Raw genomic sequence first — 20120 nt, 5'->3', positions numbered from 1 at the left:
TGCGATGGCGCTCATCGTGGTGGCCGAGGACGACCGGGACATCCGCGAGGTGATGACACGGGTGCTGCGACGCGCGGGGCACACCGTGGTGGAGACGGATGACGGAGCGGCGGCTCTGGAGGCGGTCCGGGAGCAGCGTCCGGACATTCTGGTGAGTGACATCGACATGCCGCGGATGTCGGGGGTCGAGCTGTCCCGGGCGCTGCGGGCCGAGCCGGCCACCCGGGAGCTGCCGGTCGTGTTCGTCAGCGGGAGCCTGGCTCCGGGCGACACCCGGCCGGTGCAGGCGCAGGTGACGGCGGTGCTGTTCAAGCCGTTCGTGCCGCGGGAGCTGTCGGCGTGTGTGGAGAAGGTGCTGCAGGGCGGGCACGTCGAGGGCCAGGAGCCGTCGGTCTGCCCGTGATCGACGGTCAGCCGAGGTAAAGTCACGACGTGGGCGATATGTCGGAAAAAGTGGACTATCGAGGTCTTTTCGCCTGCGCTCCGGCCGCCATGCTGGTCGTCGACCCGGAGCTGCACATCGTGGAGGCCACCGACGCCTACCTGACGGCCACCGGGACCACCCGCGAGGCGCTGGTGGGCCGCCCGATCTTCGCCGCGTTCCCCGACAACCCGGACGACCCGGACGCCAGCGGCGTGGCGGTGCTCGGCGCCTCGCTCGACCGGGTCCGCACCGAGCATGTCACCGACGTGATGGCGATCCAGCGGTACGACATCCCCGAGCCCGGCGGCGGCTTCGAGGCCCGCTGGTGGGCGCCGTTGAACGCGCCGGTCCTCGGGCCGGACGGGCGGCTGCGCTGGATCGTCCACCGGGTCGAGGACGTCACCCCGTGGGTGCACGCCGGCCAGGAGGGCGACGAGCGGATCCAGGCGGAGATGTTCGCCCGGCTGCGCCTGGAGGAACGCCGGCAGGTGCTGGAGGCGGTCGTCGACAGTCTCGACGTGGCCGTGATCGGCAGCGACGCGGGCGGCCTGCCGGTGCTGTACAACGACGCGGCCCGGGCGCTGATCGGCGACCGGATCGCCGAGATGCCGGCCGACCAGTGGGGGCAGCGGCTGCACCTGCGGCACCCGGACGGCAGCCCGATCGGCGGCGATCTGCCGCTGCTGCGCGCGCTGCGCGGCGAGCGGGTCCGCGACGCCGAGGTGGTCCGCCGCGCACCCGGCCGGGCCCAGCGGGTGTTCCGCGTCCACAGCCGGCCGGTCGACGGCTCGGAGGTCGCCGCGGTCGTGGCCATCCACGAGATCACCCGGTCGCGGCGGGCGGCCCGGCTGCGGGAGTGCGAGCTGGCCGTGGCGAAGGCGATGGCCGCCGGCGGGCCCGGCGAACGGGTGCTGAGCGAGGCGGTCGAGCTGATCGGCACGACGATCGGGTTCACCGTCGCCGAGTTCTGGACGTGTGACGACATCGTGGGCCAGCCGCAGCTCACCGCCCGGTGGGCCGACCCGGCGGCCACGACACCGGACGGCTCCCCGGACCGGGAGCTGCCGGCCCGCGCCTGGCGGGACGGCGCCACCACCACCGAGCCGGCGGCGCTGGCCGTGCCGCTGCCCAGCGGGTCGCACGTGCTCGGGGTGCTGGTGTGCCGCACGGACGGCGACATCCCGGACGACGTCCGGACCGGCCTGGCCGCCGGGGTCGCCCCGAGCGTCGGCGCCTACCTGGAGCGCCGCCGGGCCGAACGGCTCGCGGCCGAGCTGGACCGCGCCCACGACCAGTACATCGCGCTGGCCGGGCACGAGCTGCGCACCCCGCTCACCAGCATCCAGTCCTACACCGACCTGCTGCTCGACGAGCCGGGCCTGACCGACGACCAGCGACACATGCTGACCGTGATCGAACGCAACGCGGCCGGGCTGCGCGCGGTGGTGCTGAAACTGCTCGACGTCGCGGCGCTGCGGTCCGGGCGCCTCGACATGATCGTGCAGCGCGCCGACCTGGCGGTGATCGTCCGGGAGGCGGCGGGCCGCGGCGACCGGCCGATCCGCGTCGACGCCCCGGCCACGGCGCCGGTCGACGGTGACCCGGTCCGGCTCCGGCAGGTCGTCGACGAGCTGCTGGACAACGCGCGGGCGTGGGCGGAGGACGGCTCGCCGGTGCGGGTCCGGCTGTCGGCGGGGTCACCGGGCACGGCCCTGTCGGTGTCGGTGTCCAACGTGGGGCCGGCGGTCCGCGACGACGAACGGGACCGACTGTTCGACCTGTTCTACCGGGGCACCGACGCCCGCCGCCGGGGTGTGCCGGGCGCCGGGCTGGGCCTGAGCCTGGCCCGGGCCGTGGTCGAGCAGCACGGCGGCACGCTCACCCTGGACGACACCGCGGCGGGGACGACCACGTTCACCGTCCGCCTGCCGGCCGTCTCACTGTGAGAAGCCGGCCAGGCCGCCGTCCGTCCCACTGTGAGGAGCCGGCCAGGCCGCTGGCCGTATCACTGTGAGGAGCCGGCCAGGCTGCCGTCCGTCTCAGCCCGAGGAACCGGCCAGGCGCTCCCGCTGCGGGACGATCGTGTAGCGCGGGTCCTTCGCCGAGGCGACGCCGCCGTCGAAGATGCCGAAGCGGGTGGCCAGGGCGGCGGCCAGCAGTGACGCCCCGGACAGCGCCGACACCACCCGGCTGCGCCGGCCCAGCAGCGCCCCGGCCACACCGAGCGCGGTCAGCGTCCGCCCGGCACGCAGCAGCCGCCCGGCGCGGCCCGTGGTGTACGGCTCGCTGAGGATGCCCTTCGAGGTCTCGACGCGGTGGGCGCCGTACAGCTCCAGCGCGGCGCCGAGCACCGCCATCCGCCGGGCCGGGCCGGTCTGCGCGGGCGGGGCGGCGATCAGCCCGACACCGGCGCCGCTGGCCAGGGCGCTGCCCGCGAAGATCAACGGCAGGTCGGGGTACGCCGCGTGCCAGCTCGGCGTGGCGGTATCGGCGAGCAGCACGGCCGTGTACGTGGCCAGCGCGGGCGCGAGCGCGGCGGCGCCGTACTGCCCGGCCGTGCCCAGCACGGTCACCGGGCGGCGCAGCGGGCCGGGCAGCAGCGGGGCGGCCTCGGCGACCGCGGCCGCGCCGGCGGCGCCGCCGAACGCGCTGAGGATCCAGGTGCCCGTCGACATCGGCGAGGTCGGCTTGGCGACGCGCAGCATGTGGTGAAATCGCGACGGCCGGCCCAGGTCGTTGATCAGGAAGTAGGTGCTGGCGATCAGAGCGCCGAGGGCGGTGGTGCGCCCGGCGCGGCGCAGCGCGGGACGGCCGGTGGCGTCACCGCCCGCGGCCAGCAGCGCCGACCCGGCAGCCAGACCGCCGGTGAACAGGTACGCGGCGATGTCGTGGCGCCACACCGGGGGCCGTACGACAGGACGGCCGTAATAGGACCGGAAGTCGGCCTCCGGCACCATGGCCCGTTCTTTCACGGTCTACCTCCCAGAAAGGACACCACCACGGCGGCGGCCATCGCGAGCCCGGCCAGTCCGGCGCGCCGCCACATGGCCGGCAGGTCACGCGTCGGCACGATCGGGTCCGGTGGCAGGCCGTACACCTCGGGCTCGTCGAGCAGCAGGAAGAACGCGCCGTTGCCGCCGACGCCGTCGTCCGGGTCGTGGCCGTAGAGCCGGGCCTCGCCCACTCCCTGCCCGTGCAGCGCCTCCACCCGGGCGGCGGCCCGTTCGCGCAGCTCGCCGACCTCGCCGAACTGGATGGACCGGGTGGGGCAGGCCTGGGCGCAGGCGGGGGTCAGGCCGTCGCCGACCCGGTCGTAGCAGAGCGTGCACTTCCACGCCCGCCCGTCGTCCTTACGCTGGTCGATGACCCCGTACGGGCAGGCCGGGATGCAGTAGCCGCAGCCGTTGCAGATGTCCTCCTGCACCACGACGGTGCCGAACTCGGTGCGGAACAGCGACCCGGTCGGGCACACGTCGAGGCACCCGGCGTGCGTGCAGTGCTTGCACACGTTCGACATCATCAGCCAGCGCATGTCTCCCGGACCGGCCTCGGCCTCGGCCAGCACGTCGGTGGGCACCGGCTGCTCGATGAACGCCACGTGCCGCCACGAGTTCGCGGACAGGCCGCCGGTGTTGTCGTAGGAGTGCCCGAGCAGCTCGAACCCGTCGTCGGGAACCGCGTTCCACTCCTTGCACGCCACCTCGCACGCCTTGCAGCCGATGCAGACGCTGGTGTCGGTGAAGAACCCCATCCGCGGCTGCGGGTCGGGCCAGCCACCCAGGTTGTCAGCCGTCATGGCCCTCCGCCCGTCTGCGGTAGTCCTCCACGTACGCCAGCAGGTCCGCACCGGCCGGCCGGCGGCCGGGCCGGATGTCGCAGGTGCCGACCTTGCTCTCCTGGATCAGCACGTTCGGGTCCAGGACGATGCCGATCAGGTCGTTCGCCGAGTCGCCGGTGACCAGGCCGGAGCTGCCCCAGTGGTACGGCATCCAGATCTGGTGGATGACCCGGCCGTCCACGCGCAGCGGCCGCAGCCGGTCGGTGACCAGCACCCGGGCCTCAATCGCGGCGCGGCTGGTGATCACGTGCGCCCAGCCGTGATGCTCCAGCCCGCGCTCGGCGGCCAGGGCGGGCGACACCTCGACGAACATCTCCGGCTGCAGCTCCGACAGGTACGCCAGCTGCCGGCTCATGCCGCCCGCGGTGTGGTGCTCGGTCAGCCGGCTGGTGCTGAACACGTACGGGTACACCGGGGACGCCGGGTTGAGCGGGTTGTCGTCCCGGTCGTACCGCTTGCGTGCCGGGTTGGCCCCCTGCCCGTAGAGCGGGTTGCCGATCGGTGACTCGGCCGGCTCGTAGTGGGTCGGCATCGGGCCGTCGATGAGACCGCTCGGCGCGTACAGCCAGCCCTTCCCGTCGCCCTGCATGATGAACGCGTCGTCGCCGGCGATCGCCTCGACGCCGCTCGCGCCCTCCGGCGGCCGGTAGGACGGCGGCTTCGTCTTCTCGAAGTCGGGCACGTCGTACCCGGTCCACTCCCCCGCGGCCGGGTCCCACCACACGTATTTCTTCCGCTCCGACCAGGGCCGGCCCTCGGGGTCGGCGGAGGCCCGGTTGTAGAGGGTGCGCCGGTCCGACGGCCACGCCCAGCCCCACTCGCGGGCCACCCAGTCCTGCTCGGCACCCGGCTTGCGGCGGGCGGCCTGGTTGACGCCGTCCTTGAACACACCGGAGTAGATCCAGCAGCCGCAGGCGGTGGTGCCGTCGGCCGCCAGATCGGTGAAATTGGACAGCGCCGCGCCGGTGGCCACGTCGTAGCCGTTGATCTCGCGCAGCACGTCCTCCCCGGACGGCTCCTCGTCCGGCCAGTTCAGGCGCAGGACCGCCTGGTCGCGCGGCAGCGTGGACCCGGCCAGCCGCTCCCGGACCAGCCGGCCCAGGTGGTGGAAGAACCACAGCTCGGACCGGCAGTCGCCGGGCGGGTCGAGGGCCTTCTCCCGCCACTGCAGCAGCCGCTGGGTCTGGGTGAAGGTGCCCTCCTTCTCGGCGTGCGAGGCGGCCGGCATCAGGAACACCTCGGTGCGGCACTGCTCGGGGACGATCTCGCCGGTGGCGACCTCCGGCCCGTCCTTCCAGAACGTGGCGCTCTCGATGGCGAACAGGTCACGCACCACCAGCCAGTCCAGGTTGGCCATGCCGAGCCGCTGGGCCCGGCCGTGCGCCGACCCGACGGCCGGGTTCTGCCCGAGCAGGAAGTAGCCCTTGATCTTGCCGTCGATCATGTCGAGGACCTGCTGGTACGTGCCGTGGTCGCCGGTCAGGCGAGGCAGCCAGCCGTACCCCCAGTCGTTCTGCTCGGTCGCCGCGTCGCCGAAGTACGCCTTGAGCAGGCTCACCGCGTAGGCCTCGGCGTTCGCCCAGAAGCCCTTCTGCTCCGGGTGCCGGATCGCGTCCACCCACTGCCGGAACGTCTCGTGCTGCCGGTGGTGCGGCATCGGGAGGTAGCCGGGCAGCAGGTTGAACAGGGTCGGGATGTCGGTCGACCCCTGGATGCTGGCGTGCCCGCGCAACGCCATCACCCCACCGCCGGGCCGGCCCATGTTGCCGAGCAGCAGCTGGATGATCGCGCCGGTGCGGATGTACTGCACGCCGACGCTGTGCTGCGTCCACCCCACCGAGTAGACCAGCGCGGTCGTCCGCTCCCGGCCCGAGTTCCGGGTCCAGGCCGCACACACCTCCAGGAACTTCTCCGGGGGTACGCCGCACACGCGCTCGACCATCTCCGGGGTGTAGCGGGCGTAGTGCCGTTTCAGGATCTGGTAGACGCAGCGCGGATGCCGGAGGGTCGGATCCCGCGGCACGTCGGCGGGGACGGGCGGGCCGTGCGACTCCTGCTCCAGGCCGGACGCGGTCTCCCGGTCGGCGTGCGCCTCACCCTCCTGCTGGCCCTCGTCGCTCTGCCCCTCGTACTGCCAGCTCGACTGGTCGTACACGTTCAGCTCGGGGTCGTAGCCGGAGAACAGCCCGTCGAGATCCTCGGTGTCCCGGAACCCCTCGCCGACGATCATCGACGCGTTGGTGTACGCGACCACGTACTCCCGGAAGTCCTTCTCGTTGCTGAGGATGTAGTTGACCACCCCGCCCAGGAACGCGATGTCCGCCCCGGCCCGCATCGGCACGTACGTGTGCGCGAGCGCGCTGGTCCGGGTGAACCGCGGATCGATGTGGATCACCGTGGCGCCCCGGTTCTTCGCCTCCACCACGTACTGGAACCCCACCGGGTGGGCCTCCGCCATGTTGGAGCCCTGGATGACGATGCAGTCGGCGTTGGCCAGATCCTGAAGGAATCCGGTGGCCCCGCCACGGCCGAAGCTGGTCCCCAGACCGGGAACGGTGGCGGAGTGTCAAATACGCGCCTGGTTCTCGATCTGGAGGGCGCCGAGCGCGGTGAACAGCTTCTTGATCAGGTAGTTCTCTTCGTTGTCCAGGGTCGCGCCGCCGAGGCTGGCGATGCCGAGCGTCCGGTTCAGCGGACGACCCTCCTCGTCGGCGTCCTCCCACGTCGCGGCGCGCGCGGCGACGACCCGGTCGGCGATCATGCCCATCGCCGTGTCGAGGTCGAGCTCCTCCCAGTCGGTGCCGAACGGCCGCCGGTAGAGCACGCCGCGCACCCGCCGGTCGCTGGTGACCAGGCTCTTGCTGGCCGACCCCTTGGGGCAGAGCCGGCCCCGGGAGATCGGGCTGTCCGGGTCGCCCTCGATCTGGACGACCTCGCCGTCCTTGACGAAGATCCGCTGCCCGCAGCCGACCGCACAATACGGGCACACCGACCTGGCCATCGAGTCCGCGGACCCGGTGCGCGCCGACAGGTCGCGGGAGCGCGGCGACTGCGCGGCGGCGCCCCGGCCCAGCGGGTCGGTGCCGGTCAGCTGCCGGTAGACCGGCCAGCCCTCGATCCAGGTGCGGACACCCATGAACCGACCCTAGCCCCGATCTTCCGGGGCCGCATCCGGTGGCTCAGACCGTGGCCCGGTGGGCGATCTCCCGCTGCTGCAGCCACCCGGTGGTCGACCCGGCGTCCTGCGGGCGGGCGATCCCGTAGCCCTGGGCCAGGTCGCAGCCGTACCCGCGCAGCCGATCGAAGACCTCGTCGTCCTCCACCCCTTCGGCGACGATCTGCATGCCCAGCGAATGGGCCAGTTGCACCGTGCTGTGCACGATCGCGGCGCTGCGCGGGTCGACGACGCAGCGGCTCACGAACGCCCGGTCCAGTTTCAGGTCGTCGACCGGCAGCACCTGCAGATAGCTGAGACTCGAATAGCCGGTGCCGTAGTCGTCGACGGCCAGCCGGATGCCCAGGTCCCGCAGCCGGCCGAGCAGCAGCAGCGCGTTGTCGGCGTCGGTCATCAGCACACTCTCGGTGACCTCCAGCTCCAGCGCGGCGGGCGGCAGATCGTAGCGGCGCAGCAGCTCGCCGACCTGCTCCGGGAAACCGGGGTCACGCAGGTTCGACACCGACAGGTTCACCGCCACCGACACCGGCAGGCCCTGATCGTGCCAGGCGCGGCTCTGCCGGCAGGCCAGGTCCAGCACCACCGTGGTGATCCGGCCCATCAGGTCGGCGCTCTCCGCGGTGTAGAGGAACGCGTCCGGATAGACCAGCCCCCGCACCGGGTGCTGCCAGCGGACCAGCGCCTCGACGCCGGTGACCCGGGCGGACGCGTCGACCGTCACCTTCGGCTGGTAGTGCAGCACCAGCTCACCCCGGTCCAGCCCGGCCCGCAGCTCCTCCAGCATGGTGAGCCGGGTCCGGGCGTGGTCGTCGAGGCCGGTCGCGAAAACGGGGCCGCCGCCGTGACCGGTCTTCGCCGCGTACATCGCCACGTCGGCGCGGCGCAGCAGCGTCGACCGGTCGGCGCCGTCGTCGGGACAGACCGCGATGCCGACGCTCGCGTCGACGTGCAGATCCACCTCCGGCAGCACGAACGGCTCCCGTAGCGTGGCCAGCACCCCGGCGACGATCTCGGCGGCCCGCTCCCGGCCGGTGTCCGGCATGATCAGCCCGAACTCGTCGCCGCCGAGCCGGGCCAGCAGCACGTCCGGGCCGAGCGACGCGCGCATCCGGGCCCCGACCAGCCGCAGCAGGGTGTCCCCGACGTCGTGGCCGAAGCTGTCGTTGACCTCCTTGAACCGGTCCAGGTCCACGTAGGCGACGGCCGGCGCCGGATCGGGCCGGTCCAGTTCCTGCTCCAGGCGCTCGACGAAGAACCGCCGGTTCGCCAGCCCGGTCAGCTCGTCGGTGCGGGCCAGGCGACGGGCCGCGCCGAGCGCCTCCGCACTGCGGACGCTGACCATCATCCGTACGATCGCCGCCGCCACCGCCGTCCCGGCGAGCAGGCTGCTGACCGGCGCGATAGCCGCCCGGGTCAACGCCGCCCACAGCAGCAGACCCATCGAGCCGACCGCCAGAACGGCCGGAACCGCGGTGCTCAGCCACAGGCTGGGCCGTCGCGCCTCGGCCACGACCGGCTGCCGGGTCGCCAGAGCCAGCAGGGACAGGCCGAGAATCCACGTCATGTCGACGCCGTCCGGGACCTCGACGCCCTCCCAGAGCAGCACCATGCTGACCGTGTCGGCGGCGGCGAACAGCGTCATCCCCGAGGTCAGCAGCCCCAGGGCCCGGTCGGCGCGCCAGCCGCGCATCGCCCACACCCCGAGCAGACAGCCGGTGACCGCGATGTCGGCGATCGGGTAGAGGGCGTTCACCACGACCCCGAACAGCGTCGACTGAGGGGCCGGTTCGACCACGGCGAGGACCGGCACCGACACCAGCGACGCGACGGCGGTGGCCGCGATCACCCCGTCCAGCCAGGCGGTGGCGCTGAGCCGGGGCATCCGATGCCGCAGCATCACCATCACGGCGGCCGCCACGCACGGGTAGAAGGTGAGGAACAACAGGTCCGCGGGGGTGAGCAGCGGCTCCGGTTCGAGGGCGCGGACGAACAGCCACCAGTAGAGATTGCCCAGGCCGTAGGCGATCAGGGCCACGGCGAGCAACACCCAGGCGGTACGGGCCCGGCCGGACGCGCGTCCGGCGGCGGACACCACCAGCAGGCCCGGCATCAGGTACAGGATGTTGTGCAGCAGCCCGGCGGCCGGGCCGTCGTCGAGCCCCACGAAGTAGAGGACCGCCTGGATGATCGCCAGGACTCCGAGCACCCACCACGCCACGCGCTCACGGCGTGCCGTCTCCGCGAACAACGATCGGCGCCACACGCCCGACCTATCGGAACCCGGCCACCGGTCTTGAGTGTTACCCCCGTCTCGCCCGGGTCAGCCGGCCCGTCCGGTGGCGCGGCAGGACCGCCGGCCCACCGGCCGCCCGGCGACGTCGAGCTGCTGATGCTCGGGCAGCCGGGTGCCGTGCGCGGGCAGATACACCGTGGTCACCACCTCGACGGTGTCCCCGGCGGGCAGGGTGACCCGCGACCCGGGCGGCGCCACCGTGTCCGGCGGGCACAGCACCGTGAACCCGTCGGGCCGCCGGGCGATCACACAGGGACCGACGGGAACCGCACGCCGTCCCGGCGCCTCCACCTTCACGGTGCAGGCCTCGTCCACGTGCAGCAGAGCGAATTCGAGCCAGTTCACCCTCCCAAGATTGCCCGACGCCGCCGCCTCTAATCCACCGCCTCCCCCACCTCCCCGGATCCGTCCCCCGGCCGCAGCCGTCCGCCGTCCCGCTTCCCCCGCCGTCCCGCGATCCGGCTCATTGTCACGACCCCTCGGCGGTACGCGGGACGCGTGGCACGATCTCCGGATGCCGTACTACGCCGCCCCCGACGGCCTGCGCCTGTTCTACGACGTGGCCGGGGACGGGCCGCCGCTCGTGGTGCTCCCGGGCGGCCCCGGCATGGACGTGCGCTACCTCGGCGACCTGGGCGGGCTGTCGGCGACCCGGCGGCTGATCCGGGCCGACGCCCGCGCCGGCGGACGCTCGGAGGTGCCGGCCGACCGTTCCACGGTGTCGTTCACCGCGCAGGCCCGCGACCTGGAGGCCCTGCGCCGCCACCTGGGCCTGGAGCGGCTGGACGTCCTGGCCCACTCGGCCGGGACCCTGACCGCCCAGGAGTACGCCGTCACCCACCCGGACCGGATCCGCCGCCTGATCCTGGTGACCCCGATCGGCCGGGCCGGCCGTGACATCGACCCGGCCGAGGTGGCCCGGATCCGTGAGTCCCGCTCCGCCGAACCCTGGTACCCGCAGGCCGCCACCGCCCGGGGCCCGTTCGCGCAGGCCCTGATGGCGCCGTTCCACTGGCACCGCTGGACACCGGAACGCCGTACCGAGTACGTCCCCGGCCACGCCAACCGCCTGCCGTGGCTCCGCGACGAGTTCTACGCCGGCACCGCCCGCCCGGGCCCGGTCCTGGCCCCCGTGCTGGTGATCGCCGGCGCCTCGGACGGCATGATCGGCACCGCTCCGGCCCGCGTGGTGGCGGCCGCCCACCCGTACGCCCGCTTCGAGCTGATGACCGAATCCGGGCACCGCCCCTGGGTGGAGCAGCCCGACCTGTTCCGCAAACTGACCGAGGACTTCCTCACGTAGCGCGCACCGCTCTGCGAACCCGGCCGGCTCTCCGCGCTGAGGGCCGGCGATCAGTGCCCGCCGGTCAGACGGTGGCGGCCAGCTCGCGGCGGGACGTGACGCCGAGCTTGGCGAAGATCTTGCGCAGGTGCCACTCGACCGTGCGGGGGCTGAGGAACAGGACCGCGCCGATCTCCGGGTTCGTCCGGCCGGCGGCGGCGAGCCGGGCGATCTGCCCCTCCTGGGCGGTGAGCTCCTCCCGTACCCCCGTCGTCCTCTTGCGCACCGTCTCGCCGGTGGCGAGCAGCTCCCGCGAGGCCCGCTCGGCGAAGCCCTCCGCCCCCATCGTCGCGAAGGCGTCGTGGGCCGGCCGCAGCTGGAGCCGGGCGTCGGCCCGGCGGTTCTCCCGGCGCAGCCATTCGCCGTAGAGCAGCCGCGCGCGGGCCGTCTGCAGGTCGAGCCGGGTGCCCGCGAGCTGCTCGATCGCCTCCCGGTAGGCGGTTTCGGCGTCGGCTCCGACGAGCGCGTCGGCGAGGGCCAGCGTGCCGCGGGCCCATCCGCTGCCGGAGGCGGCAGCCCGCTCGGCGAGGCGGTCCCGCGCGGCCTTGGCAAGATCCATCTCCTGGGTACGGGCAGCCGCCTCGACGAGTTCCCCGAGCCCCCACTGGAGCACCGCGAGGTCCTCGTGCCCGGTGGCCTCCCGGGCGGCGGCGAGCGCGGCCGGGTAGTCGCCGTGCCCGTTGTGCAGCACCGCCCGCGCGTACCCGGCGACGCCGAGCAGCCACCCGACCCCGCCGGCCCGCGCGTCGGCGCGCAGCGAGTCGATCGCCTCGAGGGCGGGCCCGGTCCGGCCGCGGTGGGCGGCGAGGATCGCGGCGGTGGCCGGGTGCGGTGACGGCCCGGTGGCGTACGCGAGCGCCTCGGCCTCGTCGAGCAGGTCGGACGCGTCGGCGAACCGTCCGGAATAGATCAGCGCGGTGGCCCGGAAGGTGAGGGCGCTGGGCAGCAGCGCGAGGAGCCCTTCGCGGCGGGCGAACGCGACCGCCTTCTCGGTGCGGGTCAGGAACGCGGTGTCGTCGAAGATCTCGTGCTCGGCCATCCCGGCGAGCCAGTGCAGGTCGAGGTCGTTCTCCGCGGTGATCGACGCGACGGCCCGGCGGAACAGCGGCGCCGCGGCGGTGTGCCCGTCGAGACTCCACGTGGTGAACGCGGTGAGCAGCCGGCCGGCCGGCTCGTCGCCGGGCGGGACGGTGCGGGCGGCCTCGGCGGCGCGGCGCAGGTCGTCGCTGCCGAGCCGGCCCGCGTTGACGGCCGCGCCGATCGCCGACAGGTAGGTGGCCCGCGCCGCCGCCGGGTCCAGCGCGGACAGCCGGCCGGCGGCTTCGAGCAGGGGGGCGACGGCGGCGCGGCCGGAGTTCACGGCGAACGCGACACGGGCCCGGAGCCGTTCGATCTCGGCCTGCCGTACCGGATCGTAGGGGCCCAGCTCGGCGGCGGCGAGCAGCTCGGGGACGGCGGCGACGCCGCCGGAGGCGAAACGGGCACGGGCGGCCGCGATGGTACGGGCGGCGCGCGCCTCCGGGTCGAGGGTGAGCTCGGCCGCCCGTTCCAGGAACGACGCGGCGGCGGCCCGTCCGCCCCGGGCCAGCGCCCGGCCCGCGGAGTGCTCCAGCTCGGCGGCGACCCGCTCGTCCGGGCCGATCGCGGCATGCGCCCGGTGCCAGGCGCGCCGGTCGGGGTCGCGGGCGGCGTCGGTGACCTCGGCGAGCGCCTGGTGCACGGCCCGCAACCGGGCGGGCCCGGCCGATCGGTGCGCGGCCGAGCGGACCAGCGGATGCCGGAACCGGATCCGCGCCCCGAACTCGACGAGCCCCGCCGCCTCGGCCGGCCCGGCCGCCTCCGGGCCGACGCCGAGCAGCGCGGCGGCCCGCCACAGCAGCGGCACGTCGCCGACCGGTTCGACGGCGGCGACGAGCAGCAGTGTGCGGGAGTCCTCGGGGAGGGCGGCGATCCGGCGCTGGAAGGTCTCCTCGACCCGCCCCGGGACGCTGCCGGGCTGTCCCCCGAACCCGAAGGCCAGCTCGGCCGGGGACAGGTCGCGGGGCAGTTCGAGCAGGGCGAGCGGGTTGCCGCGGGTCTCGGCGACGATCCGGTCCCGGACCCGGGCGTCGACCAGGCCGGGCAGCACCGAGTCGAGCAGGGCGCGGGCGTCGGCGTCGGGCAGCCCGTCGAGGCGCAGGTCGGGCAGGCCGTCGAGGACCTGGCCACGGACCGCGAAGATCAGGGCGACCGACTCGGAGTCCAGCCGCCGGGCCACGAAGGTGAGGATCACCTCGGACATCCGGTCCAGCCACTGGGCGTCGTCGACGACGCAGATCAGCGGCTGCTCGGCGGCCGCCTCGGCGAGCAGCCCGAGCACCGCGAGCCCGATGACCAGGCCCTCCGGCGGGCGGCCGCTGCTCAGGCCGAACGCCGTGGACAGCGCGTCACGCTGCGGCTCGGGAAGCCGGCCGAGGTGCTCCAGCAGCGGCGCGCAGAGCTGCTGCAGCGCCGAGTAGGCGAGCTCGGTCTCCGGCTCGACCCCGGCGGAGCGGACCACCCGGCCGGCCGGGGCGTGCTCGGCCAGGTAGTCGAGCAGCGCGGTCTTGCCGACCCCGGCCTCACCGCGCAGCACCAGCACCCGGCTGCGCCCGGACCGTACATCGCGGAGCAGCCGGTCGAGGGTCTCCCGCTCGCGGTGCCGCCCCCGCAGTTCGAGTGCCATGTCGTCCTTCCCCGGCGGTGTCCGCCCGGACACTACCGGGGCCAGGGTGCCCGCCAGGGTCTCCCCCGGGTTCGACCGCCGCCGTTTCCGGCGAGGCTCGTCACATGTCAACGATTCACTTCCACAGGACCATGTCGGTCAGCCCCGAGCAGTTCGTCGCCGCGATCACCGACTTCGGGCCGGGCCGGGAGAAGGTCTTCGCCAACAGTTCGGACGCGTTCCTGACGGTGCACGACCTGGGGCCGACGCACGCGGACGTGACCGAGGGCGGGGGCGGCGTCTGGGAGCGGCTCAGCTACGACTGGTCCGACCCGTACCGGGTGGTGATGCGGACCACCGACTCGAACGTGTGGGGCGGGGCGTCGGGTCACACGTACACCCTGACCCGGCAGCCGGACGGCGGCACGGTCCTGGACGCGGTGGTGGTACGCGACGGCAAGAACCTCAAGGGCCGGATCGTCGGGTTCCTGCTGGGCACGGTGGCCAAGCCGTTCCTCGGCAAGGCCCTGGACCAGACCATCAAGGCCGTCGAGGCCCGGAATTGACCACAGAGAACTCTGATCGATGTGGTGCCGCGAGGTCTGAACCACAGTCGGTCGTGGAGACCCGCGTCCTCCACGACCTGCACCTGGTCCCGCAGATGCGCGAGCTGTTCAGCAGCGCGCCGGTTGTTCCGGGCCGGTCGTCAGCCCACGACAGCCGCCAGGTGTTCGACCTGGCCGGGGTCGTCGCCCCAGCAGTAGAGCATCAACTCGTCGGCGCCGAATTCGCGGTGTGCGGCGATCGTGTCGGCGAGTTCGGCCGGGTCGCTGATCGGCTCGCCCCAGCCGGGCCGGCCGGTGAAGGCGTAGTAGCCGGCGACGGCCCGCCGGGCCTGCTCGATCGTGGCGGCGCTGCCGGCGGCGACGTTGACCTGGGTGACCAGGCGGGGTCGGCCGGGGCGGCCGGCCGCGGCCCACTGTTCACGGACCTGGTCGACGAGCGGGCCGGCCCAGCTGAGCGCGGCCGCGCAGAGGAACCCGTCGGCGTGGCGGGCGATCCGGCGCAGCGCGGCCGGGGCGAAGCCGCCGATGAGGATCGGCGGCCCGCCCGGCGTGGACGGTCGCGGTCCGATGACGGTGTCGCGGTACGGCTGCCCGTCCCAGATCTGCCGCACCGCGGCGAGCTGCGCGTCGAGCAGGCGTCCCCGCTGGTTGATCGGGGTTCCGGCGGCGCGGTGGTCGTCGTCGCGGCCACCGATGCCGACGCCGAGGACGAACCGGCCACCGGACATCCGGTCGAGGGTGGCGACCTGTTTGGCCAGCAGTGCCGTCTCCCGCAGCGGCGCGAGCAGCACCTCGGTCTGCAGGCGGACGCGGCGGGTGGCGCCGGCCAGGACAGCGAGCGCGGTCAGCGGCTCGGGATTGTGGTAGGTGAGGCGGTCCAGCAGGGCGACCGTGCTGAAACCGTGGGCCTCGGCGGCGCGGGCCCAGTCGAGCAGCTGCTCGGGGGCGCCGACGGGCAGACCCAGACCGATGTCCATGACGAACCTTTCGAAAGGTGGGCAGCAACAGGTGCGCCGCCCATCCCTCCTCGTTTCGTCGAGGTCACCGGCCCATCTGCGACATGGTTCCCGGACCGGTGATTCGGGTTCCGGCCATCATAGTCCGGCGGCCCGGGCCATGTGCGCGGCATACCAGGCCGGCCAGTCCTCGTCGTGTTTGCCGTCGAGCACGGTGGCCTCGTACTCCCCGTGGGCGATGGCCGCGTCGCGCAGCGCCGCCTCGACCGCGGCGGCCGAGTCGTAGACGACGTGGCTGATCCGGCCGGGGCGGCGTTCGGTGACCTCCTGCAGGAAGAACTCGTTGCCGTCCGGGTCGGTGAAGGACAGGAACGAGCCGTAGGACTGCCGGCCGGGGTGCGGGCCGCCGACGCGGGCGGTGGTCCCGGCGTGGTGGAAGACCCCGCCGGCGTCGTGGAACACCTCGCTGACCGGCACCCCGTGCGCGACCAGGAGGTCGTGGGCGGCGACGATGTCGTCGACGATCAGGTGCACGCCGCGGGCGGAGCCGGGCTCGGCGTCGGTGACCCCGGCGCCGATGATGATCGACGCGGCCGATCCGGGCGGGGTGAGGTGTACGACCCGGAAGCCGTCCGGGCCGGTGAAGTCGACGTCCTCGCGAAAGTCGATGCTCTTGTAGAAGTCACGGGACCGGTCCACGTCGGCGACCGGCAGAACCACGACCTCGATCTTGAAGTCCACCATCGTCAGCTCCCTAGCTGGTTCGCTTACGCCGACGACTGTCGCTCGCGGGCGCCCGGGGTCGCCCCAGGGTGAGTCCCTGGCCGGTGCCCGGGCACGACCCCGGGCGGCGGATACTCGGCAAAACCGTCAAACCTGCGTTGACCTGCGTTTTTCTGGGATAAAACGGGCTAGATGTAAGCCATATTCCGGGATGAAACGGGGCGTTGACAACCGTGACCAGTTCAGTGAAACCGGCCAAGACCCGTGAGGAACAGGACCAGGAGTACCGGCAGAGCCTCAGCACCGTCGCCGCGCGGAACCTGACCCACACCACCAAGTCGGTCCCGCAGATGCAGGAGATCACCTCCCGGTGGCTGCTGCGCGCCCTGCCCTGGGTCGAGGTGAAGGGCGGCTCGTACCGGGTGAACCGGCGGATGACCTACCGGCTCGGCGACGGCCGGCTGACCTTCACCAACACCGGCGCCGCGGTACGGGTGGTGCCGAGCGAGCTGCGGGAGATCGAGGTGCTCGCCGGGATCGAGGACGAGGAGCTGCTGCGCGGCATCGCCGACCGGTTCGTCCAGCAGGAGTACCAGCCGGGTGAGGTGATCGTCGAGTTCGGGTCGATCGCCGACCACCTCTACCTGATCGCGCACGGCAAGGTGGACAAGGTCGGCGTCGGCGCGTACGGCGACCCGCTCAGCCTGGGTGTGCTCGCCGACGGGGAGACGTTCGGCGAGCAGGTGCTCGTCGCCGAGGACCCGATCTGGGCGTACACCGCCAAGGCGATGACCGCGGTGACCGTCCTGGCGCTGCCCCGGACGGCGTTCGCCGAGCTGACGTCGCGCAGCGAGAACCTCCGCGAGCACGTCGAGGGTTTCCGGGACAAGTCGCGCCGCCCGCAGAACAAGCACGGCGAGGCGGCGATCGCCGTGGCGGCCGGCCACTCCGGCGAACCCACCCTGGCCGGCACCTACGTCGACTACGAGACCAACCCGCGCGAGTACGAACTGAGCGTCGCCCAGACGATCCTGAAGATCCATACCCGGGTCGCCGACCTGTTCAACGACCCGATGGACCAGCTGGAGCAGCAGCTGCGGCTCACCGTCGAGGCGCTGCGCGAGCGGCAGGAGTACGAGCTGGTCAACAACCGGGAGTTCGGCCTGCTGCACAACGCCGACCTGCGCCAGCGCATCCACACCCGCAGCGGCCCGCCCACCCCCGACGACCTGGACGAGCTGCTGAGCATGCGGCGTAACACCCGGTTCTTTCTGGCACACCCGCAGGCGATCGCCGCGTTCGGCCGCGAGTGCACCAAACGTGGCATCTACCCGCCGACCGTCGACATGGACGGGCACACGGTTCCGTCGTGGCGTGGCGTGCCGATCCTGCCGTCCGGCAAGATCCCGATCAGCCACACGCACACCACCTCGATCCTGGCGATGCGGATCGGGGAGTCGAACCAGGGCGTGATCGGCCTGCACCAGACCGGTATCCCGGACGAGTACCAGCCGGGGCTCAACGTGCGGTTCATGGGCATCAACGATCAGGCCGTCATGTCGTACCTGGTCAGTGCTTATTATTCGGCGGCCGTGCTGGTGCCGGACGCGCTCGGCATCCTCGACCACGTCGAACTTTCGCACTGACATGTCGGTAATTTCTGATATGCGTGATGCGCCGTCGCCGGATCTCCGCTCGTTCCTGCCCGCCCTGGGCATGTCCGCGGCCCGCGCGTTCCTGGGCCCGCTGATCACGCCGCCCGCCGAGGGCCGGCTGTTCTGTCCGGACGCGATCCGGGACGATCCGGCACTCGGCGAAGCCGTCGACGACGCGCTGATCGCCTGGGCCAGAGACGTCGGCATCTACCCCGGCCGGCTGGACAAACTCCGGTCGTACGGCTTCGGCCGTTTCATGATGCTCGCCCATCCCGCCGTCCACGACGCCGACCGCCTGCTCATGGCCACGAAATGCCTGGTCGCCGAGTGGGCGGCGGACGACTACTACGTCGACGAGGTGGAGCTGGGCGCCGAGCCCACCGTGGTCGGGTCGCGGCTGGCCCGGCTGATCTCGGTGGTCGACCCGGCCCAGATGGTCCCGCGGTACGCCACCGACATGGCCGCCTACCACCGGCTGCAGCCCATCTCGGAGGCGTTCCGCACGGCCATGGAGCACCTGGCGGTCTACGCGTCGCCGGCCCAGTACGGACGTTTCCAGCACCAGATGGCGATCCTCTTCCTGGCCTGGACACAGGAGGCCGACTGGCACGTCAACCGGCGCACCCCACCGGTCTGGGAGTACCTGGTGCAGCGGCATCTCAACAGCTATCTGCCGCCGATCATCCTGGTCGACGTGCTGGCCGGCTACGAGCTGCCGGCGCACGAGTTCTACCTGCCGGACGTGCGGCGCGCCTACACCACCGCGGGCAACGCCGCGGTCCTCGTCAACGACCTGCACTCCGGCCCGGCCGAGTCGGACACCGACTTCAACCTGCCGCGGGTGCTGCAGATCAACGAGGGCCTGAGCCACCGGGAAGCGACGGCCCGCACCGTCGAGATCCACAACGAGCTGATGCACACCTTCGTCGGCCTGGCGGGCCGGCTCAGCGCCACCGGATCGCCGAACCTGCGGCGGTTCCTCGCGGACACCTGGGCCTGGCTCGGCGGCAGCCGGCGCTGGCACGCCACCACCGGCCGATACCACCAGAGGAGTTGAGATGACCAGCACGATCCTCCGCACCGACTTCGAGAAGTCCGTCGCCGCGTACTGGAACACCAACCGGGACGACCCGGTGAACCTGCGTCTCGGCGAGGTCGACGACCTCTACCACCACCACTACGGCGTGGGCCCGTACGACCCCACCGTGCTGGACGGCCCGGCCGACACCCGTGAGCAGCGGATCATCGCCGAGCTGCACCGCCTGGAGAGCGCCCAGGCCGACCTGCTGCTCGACCATCTCGGCCCGGTCGGCCCCGAGCAGCTGATCCTGGACGGCGGCTCCGGCCGCGGCGGCACCAGCTTCATGGCCCACCAGCGGTTCGGCTGCGAGGTCGACGGCGTGTCCATTTCTGAATACCAGGTCGGCTTCGCCAACGAGCAGGCCGCGCGGCGCGGCATCGCCGACAAGGTCCGCTTCCACTTCCGCAACATGCTGGAGACCCAGCTGCCCGGCAACACCCGGCAGGCGATCTGGACCAACGAGACCACGATGTACGTCGATCTCTTCGACCTGTACGCCGAGTTCGCCCGCCTGCTCCGCTTCGGCGGCCGCTACGTGTGCATCACCGGCTGCGCCAACGACGTGACCGGCCTGCGCTCCAAGGCGGTCAGCCGGATCAACGAGCACTACACGTGCGACATCCACCCGCGCAGCCAGTACTTCAAGGCCCTCGCAGCGAACGGCCTCGTCCCGATCAACGTGATCGACCTGACCGCGGCGACCATCCCGTACTGGGAGCTGCGCGCACGCTCCGGCGTCGCCACCGGCATCGAGGAGTCGTTCCTGACCGCCTACCGGGAGAACAGCTTCCACTACCTGCTCATCGCCGCCGACCGCATCTGATCAGCGGGCCGGGCGCGGTTTCCGCCGCGCCCGGTCAAAGCCGGAGATGGGGTACGACCCACGCCGCTCCCCAGGCCACGACGCGACCACCGCGGTCCGTCCCGGCCGCGGCGCGACCGCCGGGGTGTCCGCGATCCGCTGTCAGTCGGCCACGAACCCGATCAGGTACAGCCCCGGCGGGGTCAGGCTGAAGATCGCGTACAGCGTGGTCAGGACGGCGGCCCCGGCGCTCCAGCCGGCCAGGCGCGCCGACCCCCGCCGCCGGGCGGCCACCGCGACGGCCACACCGAGCACCGCCAGCGGCACGGCGAGGACGGCCCCCGCGGTCGTGATGAAGTAGCCCGGCACACCGAGCAGCCACCCGGGAACAACCCAGAGCCAGAGCGGCGGGTACGCCCGGGGCGCCCACAGATACGGAACGACAGCGGTGGCCACGTACGACACCAGCACGTACAGCTGGACGCCGACCACCGCCCTGATCCACCCACGCGGCACTCCGGCGCCGGCCTCGGCCACGTCCACCTGCGTCACGGGCGCTCCCCTCCAGCCGTCATCGCGCCA

At 72.9% G+C, this 20120-nt stretch carries 15 protein-coding genes and 1 pseudogene; 7 read left to right on the top strand and 9 right to left on the bottom strand.

The annotated features are described in order from the left end of the window. The first annotated feature begins 4 nt into the window (after window positions 1–4). Both BM290_RS50730 and BM290_RS22870 read left to right on the top strand, forming a co-directional pair. Entirely contained in the window at window positions 5–403 is a 399-nt protein-coding gene (locus BM290_RS50730; protein WP_093617531.1) for a response regulator, read from the top strand. A 38-nt stretch (window positions 404–441) separates the two neighbouring features. Further along, window positions 442–2370 (top strand): PAS domain-containing sensor histidine kinase, encoded by a 1929-nt coding sequence (locus BM290_RS22870; protein ID WP_093617258.1) that lies wholly within the window; start codon window positions 442–444, stop codon window positions 2368–2370. A gap of 93 nt (window positions 2371–2463) precedes the next feature. Here the strand turns inward: BM290_RS22870 and nrfD are convergent, their stop codons facing one another. The 5 genes and pseudogenes from nrfD to BM290_RS22840 all read right to left on the bottom strand — a co-directional run bounded on the left by nrfD (window position 2464) and on the right by BM290_RS22840 (window position 10075). After that, a complete protein-coding gene (nrfD, locus tag BM290_RS22865; protein WP_093617256.1) occupies window positions 2464–3381 on the bottom strand; it encodes an NrfD/PsrC family molybdoenzyme membrane anchor subunit in 918 nt (305 codons plus the stop codon). Between the two features lie 11 nt (window positions 3382–3392). Then, complete coding sequence (locus tag BM290_RS22860; protein WP_093617254.1) at window positions 3393–4220, bottom strand: 4Fe-4S dicluster domain-containing protein; 828 nt, start codon at window positions 4218–4220, stop codon at window positions 3393–3395. Between the two features lie 7 nt (window positions 4221–4227). Then, window positions 4228–7398: pseudogene (gene fdh, locus BM290_RS22855) on the bottom strand (formate dehydrogenase); the annotation flags it as partial. A 43-nt stretch (window positions 7399–7441) separates the two neighbouring features. Continuing rightward, a complete protein-coding gene (locus tag BM290_RS22845; protein ID WP_093617248.1) occupies window positions 7442–9655 on the bottom strand; it encodes a putative bifunctional diguanylate cyclase/phosphodiesterase in 2214 nt (737 codons plus the stop codon). Window positions 9656–9757: 102 nt separating this feature from the next. Continuing rightward, on the bottom strand, window positions 9758–10075 hold the full coding sequence (locus tag BM290_RS22840) for a hypothetical protein (RefSeq protein ID WP_093617246.1): 318 nt from the start codon (window positions 10073–10075) through the stop codon (window positions 9758–9760). 169 nt (window positions 10076–10244) lie between these two features. On the opposite strand from BM290_RS22840, the gene BM290_RS22835 reads away from it, so the two are divergent. Further along, window positions 10245–11033 (top strand): alpha/beta fold hydrolase, encoded by a 789-nt coding sequence (locus tag BM290_RS22835; protein ID WP_093617244.1) that lies wholly within the window; start codon window positions 10245–10247, stop codon window positions 11031–11033. A 64-nt stretch (window positions 11034–11097) separates the two neighbouring features. Here the strand turns inward: BM290_RS22835 and BM290_RS22830 are convergent, their stop codons facing one another. Further along, entirely contained in the window at window positions 11098–13776 is a 2679-nt protein-coding gene (locus BM290_RS22830) for an ATP-binding protein (RefSeq protein ID WP_093617242.1), read from the bottom strand. 104 nt (window positions 13777–13880) lie between these two features. Here BM290_RS22830 and BM290_RS22825 point away from each other — a divergent pair, with 104 nt between their 5' ends. Further along, entirely contained in the window at window positions 13881–14321 is a 441-nt protein-coding gene (locus BM290_RS22825) for a hypothetical protein (RefSeq protein WP_093617240.1), read from the top strand. Between the two features lie 140 nt (window positions 14322–14461). Here the strand turns inward: BM290_RS22825 and BM290_RS22820 are convergent, their stop codons facing one another. Continuing rightward, window positions 14462–15298 carry an LLM class flavin-dependent oxidoreductase gene (locus BM290_RS22820; RefSeq protein ID WP_093617238.1) on the bottom strand — a complete coding sequence of 279 codons (837 nt, stop codon included), beginning with the start codon at window positions 15296–15298 and terminating at the stop codon, window positions 14462–14464. A gap of 117 nt (window positions 15299–15415) precedes the next feature. Next, window positions 15416–16021, bottom strand: coding sequence for a VOC family protein (locus tag BM290_RS22815; protein ID WP_177319854.1), 606 nt, complete (start codon window positions 16019–16021; stop codon window positions 15416–15418). Between the two features lie 212 nt (window positions 16022–16233). Between BM290_RS22815 and BM290_RS22810 the strand changes: the two genes are divergently transcribed. The 3 genes from BM290_RS22810 to BM290_RS22800 are packed head-to-tail and all read left to right on the top strand — an operon-like array spanning window position 16234 to window position 19559. After that, window positions 16234–17646, top strand: coding sequence for a family 2B encapsulin nanocompartment shell protein (locus tag BM290_RS22810; RefSeq protein ID WP_239143178.1), 1413 nt, complete (start codon window positions 16234–16236; stop codon window positions 17644–17646). Between the two features lie 19 nt (window positions 17647–17665). Next, on the top strand, window positions 17666–18712 hold the full coding sequence (locus BM290_RS22805) for a family 2 encapsulin nanocompartment cargo protein terpene cyclase (RefSeq protein WP_177319853.1): 1047 nt from the start codon (window positions 17666–17668) through the stop codon (window positions 18710–18712). Between the two features lies 1 nt (window position 18713). Beyond that, window positions 18714–19559 (top strand): geranyl diphosphate 2-C-methyltransferase, encoded by an 846-nt coding sequence (locus tag BM290_RS22800; protein WP_093617236.1) that lies wholly within the window; start codon window positions 18714–18716, stop codon window positions 19557–19559. A 141-nt stretch (window positions 19560–19700) separates the two neighbouring features. On the opposite strand, the gene BM290_RS22795 is transcribed toward BM290_RS22800, so the two are convergent. Next, window positions 19701–20090, bottom strand: coding sequence for a hypothetical protein (locus BM290_RS22795; protein WP_093617234.1), 390 nt, complete (start codon window positions 20088–20090; stop codon window positions 19701–19703). Between the last annotated feature and the right edge of the window lie 30 nt (window positions 20091–20120).

Source organism: Actinoplanes philippinensis, from assembly GCF_900113015.1.
Classification (GTDB): Bacteria; Actinomycetota; Actinomycetes; order Mycobacteriales; family Micromonosporaceae; genus Actinoplanes; species Actinoplanes philippinensis.
Note: the sequence above shows the minus strand (reverse complement) of the source record. Positions and strands in the feature narration are given on the sequence as shown.

Excerpts from the sequence above, each read along its gene's own strand:
- BM290_RS50730 (WP_093617531.1), top strand. The coding sequence starts at position 5 with ATGGCGCTCATCGTGGTGGCCGAGGACGACCGGGACATCCGCGAGGTG.
- BM290_RS22870 (WP_093617258.1), top strand. The coding sequence starts at position 442 with ATGTCGGAAAAAGTGGACTATCGAGGTCTTTTCGCCTGCGCTCCGGCC.
- nrfD (WP_093617256.1), bottom strand. The coding sequence starts at position 3,381 with ATGGTGCCGGAGGCCGACTTCCGGTCCTATTACGGCCGTCCTGTCGTA.
- BM290_RS22860 (WP_093617254.1), bottom strand. The coding sequence starts at position 4,220 with ATGACGGCTGACAACCTGGGTGGCTGGCCCGACCCGCAGCCGCGGATG.
- BM290_RS22835 (WP_093617244.1), top strand. The coding sequence starts at position 10,245 with ATGCCGTACTACGCCGCCCCCGACGGCCTGCGCCTGTTCTACGACGTG.
- BM290_RS22830 (WP_093617242.1), bottom strand. The coding sequence starts at position 13,776 with ATGGCACTCGAACTGCGGGGGCGGCACCGCGAGCGGGAGACCCTCGAC.
- BM290_RS22825 (WP_093617240.1), top strand. The coding sequence starts at position 13,881 with ATGTCAACGATTCACTTCCACAGGACCATGTCGGTCAGCCCCGAGCAG.
- BM290_RS22820 (WP_093617238.1), bottom strand. The coding sequence starts at position 15,298 with ATGGACATCGGTCTGGGTCTGCCCGTCGGCGCCCCCGAGCAGCTGCTC.
- BM290_RS22815 (WP_177319854.1), bottom strand. The coding sequence starts at position 16,021 with ATGGTGGACTTCAAGATCGAGGTCGTGGTTCTGCCGGTCGCCGACGTG.
- BM290_RS22805 (WP_177319853.1), top strand. The coding sequence starts at position 17,666 with ATGCGTGATGCGCCGTCGCCGGATCTCCGCTCGTTCCTGCCCGCCCTG.
- BM290_RS22800 (WP_093617236.1), top strand. The coding sequence starts at position 18,714 with ATGACCAGCACGATCCTCCGCACCGACTTCGAGAAGTCCGTCGCCGCG.